At 41.9% G+C, this 7,203-nt stretch carries 3 protein-coding genes; 1 reads left to right on the top strand and 2 read right to left on the bottom strand.

The features are described from left to right. Window positions 1-6,294 (top strand): Ig-like domain-containing protein (locus WNY98_RS12875; RefSeq protein ID WP_342878072.1); only part of this gene is annotated, 6,294 nt, incomplete at its 5' end. A 147-nt stretch (window positions 6,295-6,441) separates the two neighbouring features. Here WNY98_RS12875 and WNY98_RS12870 read toward each other — a convergent pair. Next, on the bottom strand, window positions 6,442-6,873 hold the full coding sequence (locus tag WNY98_RS12870) for a flagellar protein FlgN (RefSeq protein ID WP_024599236.1): 432 nt from the start codon (window positions 6,871-6,873) through the stop codon (window positions 6,442-6,444). Next, a complete protein-coding gene (gene flgM, locus WNY98_RS12865; protein ID WP_002959436.1) occupies window positions 6,866-7,186 on the bottom strand; it encodes a flagellar biosynthesis anti-sigma factor FlgM in 321 nt (106 codons plus the stop codon). Before flgM ends, WNY98_RS12870 begins: the two co-directional genes overlap by 8 nt. Window positions 7,187-7,203 lie beyond the last annotated feature (17 nt).

The raw sequence follows: 7,203 nt of genomic DNA, 5'->3' as shown, positions 1-7,203 counted from the left end.
GCCGGCAATGAAGCAACAGCCACAGGCACTGGTGAAATAGATACCATCGCACCGACACTTGTACTTACCAGCCCAGGCTCAAGTAACGACATCACCCCGACACTCAGTGGCACAAGCGATGCGGTTGAAGGCACGGTTATTAACTTTACCGTAGTGGATGATTTAGGTAGCTCACAAACGTTCACCACCACTGTGGATGCTGATGGCAACTTCTCAATCGAAGTACCGACTGCACTGGCTGAAGGGCCGTACACGATCACCGCCAACATCAGCGATGTGGCAGGTAACAGCACCGATATTACAGGCAATGGCACCATTGATACCACTGCACCAAGTGTGAGTGTGGATGCGCCGTTACTAACCAACGACACCACACCAACCGTTACTGGCACCAGTGACGCACCTAACAGCACCATTACGGTTACATTTACAGACGCAGCAAATGCCACCCAAAGCATTGATGTACAAACCGATGCAAATGGTAACTGGAGTGCGACACCAACAAGTACATTAGCTGAAGGTAATTACAGCGTCAGCGCCAGCATCACTGATGCCGCAGGCAACACAGGTACTGGCACGGACAGTGGTGAACTAGATGTAACCGCTCCGGAGCTTGAAATTATTCCATCGTTTTTATTAGGAAATTTGGTTTCTCTTTCGGGGGATTCTGATTTACCAGGAGGCTCTGTGATCACTATTACAGAGTACCTAGTTGGTGGGTTAGTTGGTGCAACTTATACAGCAACGACAAATCCTGATGGCACGTGGGGGCTTGCAAACATAACAGTACCTTTACTAAGTCTTGCTTATGTAACAGCCAGTGCTAGTGATGCCGCTGGTAATGTTAGAACAATCAATACACTTGATTTTGATAACGTAGCGCCAGAACTAACCGTTAGTGTTGATGCACTTTCAAACGATAGTACCCCAGTAATTAGCGGCACCACCGATATGGGGCAAGGCACTGTAATTAATATAACCGTGACGGATAGTGCAGGGCAAAGCCAAGAGTTTACGGCGATTGTTCAAGCCGGTGGTGGCTGGTCTGTTGCTGTACCAGCAGAGCTAGCGCAAGGTCAGTATACTGTTGTTGCAGAGGTTAGAGATGGTGTTGGTAACTTAACATCAAAGCAAGTGCAAGGAGAAATAGACAGCGCTGCTCCTTCATTAAGTGTGAACGAAGTTAATTCAACAATTAACACAACTCCTACAATTTCGGGTACGAGTGACGAAATTGGTGCTGATGTAACCATTCTTATAGGCGGTCAAACACTAACAGCAACAGTGGGTACTGATGGCAATTGGCAAGTAGATGTCCCCGTAGCACTTGTTGATGGTGATTATACGGCTCAAGTAAATGTTACCGATGACGCTAATAATACCAGCAGCACGACTATTGATTTAACAATTGATACCCAAGTACCTGTTATTTTACTTAATGACATAACTGTATTTAACACTGAGACACCAGTTATAAATGGTACTTCAACTGAACCACAGGATACGGTGGTCGATATTGTTATTACAGATAGCAACGGTGATATACATACTTTAACTGCAATAGTTGATGCTAACGGCGATTGGCAAGTTACAGCGCCAAGTTTGCCTGATGGTAATTATGATGTAGAGGTAAGTATTACCGATGATGCTGGCAATCAAGGAGTGGATACAGGCTCGAGCTTTATTGATACTCAAGCACCAAGTATTACTATAAACGCATTAGGTACAATTAATGACAGCACGCCAACTATTTCAGGCACATCCAATGAACCTGAAAACACTAGTATTACAGTAACTGTGACCGATGGAGATAGTACCGAGACTTACACAACTGTTGTTGGTGCAGGTGGTGCTTGGACTGTAGATATTACAGATGCACTGACTGATGGTGAAGTCGCAGTTTCTGCAAGTGTTACTGATGCCGCAGGGAATGAATCAGTTGCAAATAGTACCGCAATGTTAAATACCAATGCGCCTACAATTAATATTAATACAATTATTGATACAAACGATCAAACACCAGCAATATCAGGCACAAGTAGTGCGGCAGATAATACAGAAATCACGGTTGTCATAACTGACGTTAATAACGTTTCACATACTGTAACTACTTCGGTAGTAGGCGGTATTTGGGGTGTTGATGCGACAAGTATTCTTCCTGAAGGTGAGTTTACTGTTTCGGCAAGTGTGACTGAAGGAGGCTTAACGAGTAATGCAACGGGCAGTGGTGTTATAGATTTAACAGCACCTGCACTTAGTATTACACCGCTTGTAACTTTAAATGATACAACGCCAACTATTTCAGGTACAACCACCGCACCACAGGGCGCATTAGTTATTATTTTAATTACGGATAGCTTAGGTGCAGAGCAAACGGTTAATGCTACTGTTGGTGCAAATGGCACATGGTCAGTCGCTGCAAGTACAGAGTTGAGTGAGGGCGCTTACACGGTTTCAGCTTCAACCACAGATACTGCCGGTAACCCTGTAAACACAAGTACTACAGGGGGAGTTGATATAACTGCGCCAGTTGTAACTATTAATAATATTGTTGGAAGTACAGACCTAACCCCGGGTATTTCAGGAAGCGTGACAGGTGCCATGGTAGGTGATGCAGTTGCTGTGGTATTTACCGATGCACTAGGGAATAAGCATACTGTAAATACAACAGTTCAAACTGGTGGTGTATGGTCTGTAGAGGCAAGTAGTTCTCTTTCACAAGGAGATTATTCAGTTGAAGCATCTGTTACTGACAGCGCTGGTAATACCGGGGATGCAACAAATACAGCAACTATAGATACCATTGCACCAGAGATTAGTATTAATCAAAGCTCACTAGTACTTACACAAGACAATACGCCTCTGATCTCGGGTACATCTAATGAGGCGAATACAAACGTTGTAGTTACCTTTACTGATTCTGCTGGAGTTTCCCATCAAATAACAGTTCAAACAGATGTGAATGGAGACTGGCAAGTTGCTGCCGATAATATTTTAGCTGACGGTGTTTACAGTGTTAGTGCAACTATTAGCGATGCTGCGGGCAATACTTCGGTCGACAATAAAACCGGTGGTGAGGTTGATACTGTGGGACCAGAGCTAACAATTGTGCCTTCCTTCCTATTAGGTCAGTTGGTTTCTTTATCTGGTACATCTGATTTGGGCGAAGGTAAAACCGTTACGGTTACTCTAGAGCTTGCAGGTGATTTACTCGATTTAACATACGATGTAACCACAGATGCAAATGGTGATTGGGAGCTATTAGGCCTAGCAGTTAATGTTATTGGCTTATCGGTTGTTGAAGCTTCTGCAACTGATGATGCTGGTAATACAACCACTATAACTACGGCTGATGTAGACGCTTCAACCCCAGTACTTAATGCGGTGGTTGACTTTGTAACTGGAGAGGACGATTTACCAATAATTAGTGGTACGACCGACCAAGCACCAGGCACTGAAGTACTAGTTAGAGTGTTAGATAGCGAAAATGTAGTACAAGAGCTTACTGCAATAGTGCAAGCCGATAATACGTGGGCTGTGCAGGTCCCTCAATCATTAGCTGAGGGGGCATTTAGCATAACAGTTGACGTATTAAGTGAGGTCGGCATTACTACCACGCAACTACTTGACGGAGTTGTAGATACAATATCGCCAACACTTGGCTTACAGGTTATTGGTACAACATCGGATTCAACGCCAATTATCCAAGGTACCAGTGATTTAATTAATGGTGTTGTTGAAATACAACTTGATGGTGGGTCAGTTTTAACCACTACGGTTAATGCAGCTGGATTATTTTCACTCGAGGTAGATGCACTAACTGAAGGGCAACATGTTGCTAATGTAAGCATTACAGATGAAGCAGGAAACGTAGTTACTGATACGCTTGAATTCGTCGTTGATACGCTAGTGCCAGTGGTTGGAATTTTACCACTGAGCATTAGCAACACTGATATATTAACAATTTCAGGTACATCGGAAGAAACACCCGGTACAGACATTGACGTAACAGTTATTGGTAGCAATGGTGATGAAACAGTATTTGATGCTGTAGTTGGGAGTGATGGCACTTGGTCTTTAGTAACGACTAGCTTATCAGATGGTATATACACTGTTTTTGCAAGTATAACTGACGCCGCAGGTAATGTTGGGCAGTCAGCCATTGAACAAGTAACTATAGACACCATTCCACCAGCGTTAGAGATAGATGCGTTCGGAGTACTTAATACTCTAACACCAACAATTACAGGCTCCAGCGATGAGGAAGTAGGAAGTTCAATTACAGTAAATATCACTGACTCAACAGCCGCAGTACAAACAGTTACTACTACTGTTTTAGGAGATGGTACTTGGTCTATCATTGCTCCTTTATTACCAGAAGGAGAAATTACAGTTGAGGCCATAAGTACCGATAGCGCTGGTAATACAACCACTGTAAATCAAATAGGTACTGTCAGTACAACCCTGCCAAGTTTGTTGATAAACCCAATAATTGATACAAGCGATACAACACCTACCATTAGCGGCACAACAGATGTATTAAATGGCAATGTAGAAGTCGTTATTACTGATAGTAGCGGTACAGCAACGACATATAACACCCAAGCTATTGCAGGTATATGGAGTTTAATACCTATAGTACCGTTAGCAGAGGGTGCTTTTACAGTCGATGCCACTGTTGAAAACTTGTCACTTACGAGTAGTACAAGTCTTGATGGCATTGTTGATTTAACACCACCAACAGTTGAAGTTGATCAATTACCTGTAACCAATAACCCGCTACCGACGATAACAGGCATAAGTGATGCACCAGCAGGTACCAATGTGAGTGTTGTTATTACTGATGCTAATAACGATTCACAAACTATTACCGCTCAAGTTGCAGGCAATGGCACATGGTCAGTAACAGCTACTACCGCACTGAGTGAAGGTAGTTTTAGTGCTACTGCGACAGTGAGTGATGCTGCAAGTAACTCATCAAGCGATACTATGGTTTCAAGCACCGATTATACTGCACCAACTGTAGTGATAGACCCAATTACAGTAGGGCAAGATACAACGCCTACCATTACGGGTTCTGTAACTGGAAGCTTTGCAGGTGCGGCTGTAATAGTTATGTTTACTGATTCAGCTGGTGCCACTCACAATGTTGACACAACCGTTGGCACTGATGGAACTTGGAGCGTGATATCGGCAGAAGTACTTAGTGAAGGTAACTACACTGTAGATGTTGGCATTGCTGATGGTGCAGGTAATACTGGTACGCAATCATCAAGTAGCGCAATTGACTCAGGTATTACAATTGACTCGGGACTAGAACTAACAGCAGAACAAAGCCCAGTTATAACAGGTACAGCTGCTCCAGGTGAGTCTGTAACTGTTACCTTTAGTGGTCCAACTGAAAGTATTGTATTAATAGAAACTGTTAATGCATCGGGTGTATGGAGTGCTACAGCTAATACTGCCCTAGCTGATGGGGAGTACACAGTAACAGCCGTAGCAACTGATACATCAGGCAATACAACTTCAAGCGGTAGTTTATCTGGATTGGTTATTGATACTACACCAATAAGTTTTGAAATCACTGATTTTGACTCTGGGATATTAGGTGTTTTATTACCGTCAGTTGAAGGAACAACAGAACCAGATACTGAAGTGTATATTATTGGCTCTTCATTATTGGGTGTTAACTTACTCGGTCTAGATTTAGATGTACTAGATAATGCAGGAAGTTTTACTTCCGATAGCAATGGAGATTGGGGAGGCTTTCTAAATTTACTCAATCTAAACATAGGTGGAGGAGAGCAATTCTACTTTGTAACTGTTGATGAAGCAGGAAACTACTTAATCAAAAATACTGGAAACACAATAGAGGATACGGGAAATATTTACGATAATGGAGCAAGCGCTGCTTCTGGCGATACAATCCCTGCATCATTTAGCGAAGAGTCGGCTCTAGGCGATACAATTCCTAATGAAGTTTCAAGCAGCAACGTATTAAGCACTGAAACGATTGATTTAGGTAACTTGAGTGGTCTATCAACACCTGAGCAAACGGTGCAAATGAGTTCGGCAGAACCGCTTAATATTAATGACGTAATCATTAGCGAAGATGCAGAGCAGCTTATAGCGCTAAATACGCTGGTTGAGGATGAAGGCTCTGCAATTGCTTATACTCCAGCCCAAAGCGGGGGAAGCATTGATACAGCAGCACCTGCGGTTGATGTACAAAATCAATCGGAGGAAATGATTAAACACTTAATTGAAAGTAGTAATAATCAAACGGATATTTAATATTAATAGAGCCCTCTTAATTATTTATTAAGGGGGCTTACATTATTAAGAAAATTGATATTATTTATAACGAAATTTAAGAATAAAGGACATTAAAAAAGCCTTATTGATAAATCAATAAGGCTTTTTTAATGTAAAATCTTGGGCTTAAGCTTTTAAATTACGAACCAGTTTACTCTCGGTATTTACAGACTTACCGGCTTGGTCGTAGGTCATTGACGTTGGTGCGCCAATTAATATCTCTTTTAATTGTTTAACACTTAGTTGTGCTTGGCGGGCAGCATGAGCATTAACATTATTTTGTTTTTGGCATTGCGCAAGTTGAGTTTTAACTTGGCTTATTAGCTCAGATATTTCAGGATTTTGTGAGTCGTTACTAGCAATTAGCTTACCTAGCTCTTTATCAAGAGTGCTTAACTTAGTTAAAAAAGACATTTTTTGTTGGGCAATTTCTTTTAAACCAGCACCACGTCGTGAGGCAATAGCAGTAAGCTCGTCGTTTAATAGCGTATGCAAAGAATCTAAACAACTTACTTGTTGGTTTAGTTTTACGCTAATTAAACTATTATGATCAGCCATATACGTTAAACTCAAAATCAGCTAAGTTTTTAGCAAGCTTTTCACTGTCCACTTGGTATTTACCTTCAGTTATTGCTTTTTTTAGCTCAGCAACTTTATCGCTGTCAAAGCCCGGCGATTGCTGCGCTTTATCTTGAAGCGTTTTTAATTGCTGTGCCTGCGGCGTTAAACTTACAGAATCACTAGCAGCTTTAGGCGAAGGAGCCTGAGCAGCTTGTGTATTAGCATTATCTTTTTTTAAATCAACTTGTTGCTGCTTTGCATTTGTAAGCGCATTAGCTTGTTGATTACTGCCATTAACTTGATTAACCATAATAATAAACCCGTATA

It is taken from the genome of Pseudoalteromonas sp. AS71 (genome assembly GCF_038900275.1).
In the GTDB taxonomy this organism is placed as follows: domain Bacteria; phylum Pseudomonadota; class Gammaproteobacteria; order Enterobacterales; family Alteromonadaceae; genus Pseudoalteromonas.
This window is presented reverse-complemented; position numbering and strand designations above follow the sequence as displayed.

Coding starts and splice junctions, on each gene's coding strand:
- WNY98_RS12870 (WP_024599236.1), bottom strand. CDS start 6,873: ATGGCTGATCATAATAGTTTAATTAGCGTAAAACTAAACCAACAAGTA.
- flgM (WP_002959436.1), bottom strand. CDS start 7,186: ATGGTTAATCAAGTTAATGGCAGTAATCAACAAGCTAATGCGCTTACA.